Here is a 3,332-nt window from a genome sequence, read left to right as displayed (position 1 = left end):
GTATCGTCCGCCTACGCAACATCATACCTACATTTCCACACAGCCCAGTGCTATCAAGCCTTTAAAGAACACGCAGCACAGTGCAGCGACACTTTAACAAGTCACACCCCCCGACGCGACTTTTCCCTTAACTTTGGCGCACGCTTTAACATTCGTTCTTTTTTTAATCGCATTAATTCAGATTCGAAGGCCACCACACTGGGGGAGTGGTAGTCGTCGGTTTTACATGCGCGTAAGGCGCAACACTGCCAGTGTTGCGGTGACAGAAGTGGGTAGCTGGGAAGGTCAGAATCAGGAGATGGGCGAAGGCACGACGACGCTAGTCGTCGGCTTCTTCGGCGAGTGCCGCTAAGAACGCTTTTCTGTCGTCGCTCTGTTGAGCGGGGTGTGTGGTCGAATGGATTTCTTGAAGCTTTCGAATGGAGACGTGGGTGTAAATTTGCGTGGCTTGCAAGTTGGCGTGACCTAACATGGCTTGGATAAAACGCAGATCCGCTCCGTTTTCTAACATGTGCGTGGCCATGGCGTGACGCAGTAAATGGCAGCTGCCCGGTGCGGTAATCCCGGCACTTTTCATGTACCGCTTGACCCGATCACCCAGTTTGTTATCTCGGAACTTCTCACCGTAGTCATTCAAGAACAGTGTCTGATTGTTAATGTCGGTCAACAGTAACGCACGCACCGACAGCAGGTATTGTTCAACCCATTTTGCCGTCTGTTCACCGATGGGCAACAGCCGATCTTTGCCCCCTTTGCCTTTACGAACGTACAAGGTTTGTCGCGGTATCGACAGGTCATGCATTTCTAGATTGCACAGTTCTGAACGCCGTAAGCCAGTGCTGTACAACACTTCCAGCATCGCCCGATCTCGCACGCCGTAAGGTGTGGTTAAGTCCGGCTGCATCATCAGTTGATTAATTTCTTCCACCGTTAACACCACCGGCAAGCTGGAGGGCTGGCGAGGCACTCGCAGTTCTGAAGCCGGGTTGTACAGTAAGTGGTTTTCTTGGGTCATCCATTTAAAGAACTGTTTGACGCTCACCAAGTAATGAATTTGGCTGACCACAGACAAAGGCTCGCCATTATCTTGGCGATAGTAATACAGATGTTTTTGGTAACGCTCTAGTATCGGCTTGGTAATGTCGCGGGGGTGATCGATTCCTCTTTCTTCACACCAACTCACAAAGCGGCGGATGTCACTGTCACGACGATGTAGCGTGCTGTCAGAGTAATTGCGTATCAACATGGCTTCGTTGTAACGCAATAAATACGCGTAAAAGTGCGTGTGTTCGATGGCGATTTTTTCACGGCGGTACACCATGTTACGTTTACGTTTGACGGCCATGTTTTTACACCACCGGAGACACGTTTTTATCACTAACCCACGACGTTTCTCTGTAAGCCTTGCCGTTCAAGGGCTGAGTGTTATTTTCTACCTTGGACGAACCCCCGACGATGGGGCCACGTTGGGGGCACGAGGTTTCTTTATTCGTGGACGAAGTGGCTGTCGTAATTTTATTTTTAATAGAGTCCGTTCCCACTAAGCCCAACATAAATTTGTCTTGTTGATCCCCTTCACCGCTGTACAACAATTCGTATTCGAAGGTTTGCCCCCGGCCACCACGATGCGTAATGACGTACTCCATTTCCATTAACCGCTGCATATGGACTCTGACTTGCTTTTCACTCCACCCGCAGAGTTCGCGCACATGACGGCGGCTAAAACGGAAGTCACTCTGTGCCAGCTGCTGGCTTTTGCATTCTTGTTGCACCCACGTTTGTATCAGCGTTAAGAGTTTTCTTGTCTGTGGCGGTAATTCATCAAGGGTTCTTCCAAGCACTTGATGGGCTAATTGATTGGCCATGTCGATGTCATCCAACGTGACCTCCAGATATTCAACGGTGTGATCGCCTCGCGTTTCTGTTTTTATTTCCCGCTGGTATTGATGCAATAACGTGATGGTTTTGATCAACGTTAAGTACTTCATATGGTCGCGGCGGGTTCTTGTTTTGTCACTTAAGAACGTCAGCTGCTCAGCGTAAGGATTGACGATGGCGTAAGACTTGAGAAGACGCTGCGCGTTGCGGTGTTGCTCGATTAATTCGTCACTTTCCGACTGCATAAACAAGCCATCCAGCGTATCCGCGAAGCGTTGCCGTTGATGGATTTCTTTTGTCTGGTCTTGGCTTTCATCGACGCTGAGTACCAAGCAACGATTTAATAATTCCTCGTCAATGTCGATGGCCGTGGTGGTCATAAACAACTGGGCCGGGCCTTCTACCCGATATTCTTTCGTCACTAAATCGCCAGTGGCTTCGTCTTTGCCGGTGCTGGCGATGGTGACTTCACCTTCACTTTGTAAAAGTTTTAAGGCGTAGCTGGCATTGCTGGCCCCTTCTTCCTCGGCAATGGCGAGGATTTTATGTTTTAAGCTGGTTTCACCGAGGTAATACAAGCTTTGCCCGGTCATGGCGGAGTACTGGATTCGTTCTTCGGGCGGCATGAGTTTTAAAATACTTTCCATCAACGACGACTTGCCAGCCGCGCTCGAAGACTGGATAACCACACCCAGTGGCCGGTGTAATTTCCGCGACACACACGCCAAGTAACCCACTAATTTATTGCTGTCTTCGCCGATCAAGCCGATACGGTTAAAGTCGTTGGCAATGCGAGCCAGTAGGTGTTTATCGTTCAGCAACTGCAATGCCGCGCTTTTTTCTTCCGTGGTGATCTCTGGGAGTTTTGATTCTGGCTCGATGTTTTCCAGCGCACTTTGATCTTGCAAGGCTTCCAGTTTTAACAGCACCTTGCCTAGGTCTTTTTTTATCACCTCGTCTTTCACGCCCAACTCAAGGTGCGCCTGGTTGATAAACACCTGGCGTTGCTTGGCGTTATAAAGTTCTAACGTGTCGTTGTGGAAGCCGTTGTCGTTAAACGCCATTAAATTAATTTTTAAGTGGCTGTTGTCGGCGTTGGTCGTCAAGCCCCGCACTCGATACCCCCGACCACCGATGTCTAACAGGATTTGGTGTTCGGAGATTTCACAGCGAATGCCGTCGTCCGGTGTGTGCGGTAACGGACTGGCGGCTAAAGGGGGAAGTTCTATCGCTTCGTTTTTTTCCTCTGCCACACTGTCAACTTCGGTTTCATTTTCTGGCTCTTCCACTTCTTCTGAAGCCGCTAAAAGAGAAGACTCTAATTCCTCGATAAATGCCGAGTGAGAATGTTCTTCCGTGACCTCCACCGCCATTTCTGTCGTAATTTCCGGTGGTTTTCCGTTGCCCAACCATTCCGCTTTTCTGATCACCAACTCTAAACTCTTGCGAGCTGG

3 protein-coding genes are annotated in these 3,332 nt (G+C 49.5%); 1 reads left to right on the top strand and 2 read right to left on the bottom strand.

Translation table 11 applies throughout. From position 1 onward, the window contains the following. A partial coding sequence (locus LU351_RS20105) for a hypothetical protein (protein WP_232595875.1) occupies positions 1–213 on the top strand: 213 nt, incomplete at its 5' end. Positions 214–319: 106 nt separating this feature from the next. On the opposite strand, the gene xerC is transcribed toward LU351_RS20105, so the two are convergent. Beyond that, the gene (gene xerC, locus LU351_RS20100; RefSeq protein ID WP_232595874.1) at positions 320–1,345 is read right to left on the bottom strand and encodes a site-specific tyrosine recombinase XerC; all 1,026 of its coding nucleotides are present in this window, start codon (positions 1,343–1,345) and stop codon (positions 320–322) included. A gap of 4 nt (positions 1,346–1,349) precedes the next feature. Continuing rightward, positions 1,350–3,332 (bottom strand): hypothetical protein (locus LU351_RS20095; protein ID WP_232595873.1); only part of this gene is annotated, 1,983 nt, incomplete at its 5' end.

It is taken from the genome of Marinibactrum halimedae (genome assembly GCF_021234875.1).
Classification (GTDB): Bacteria; Pseudomonadota; Gammaproteobacteria; order Pseudomonadales; family Cellvibrionaceae; genus Marinibactrum; species Marinibactrum halimedae.
The sequence above is the reverse complement of the archived record's forward strand: the minus strand, read 5'-3'. Positions and strand labels throughout refer to the sequence as shown.

Bases quoted from the DNA above. Each gene is read 5' to 3' on its own strand.
- xerC (WP_232595874.1), bottom strand. From the start codon at position 1,345: ATGGCCGTCAAACGTAAACGTAACATGGTGTACCGCCGTGAAAAAATC.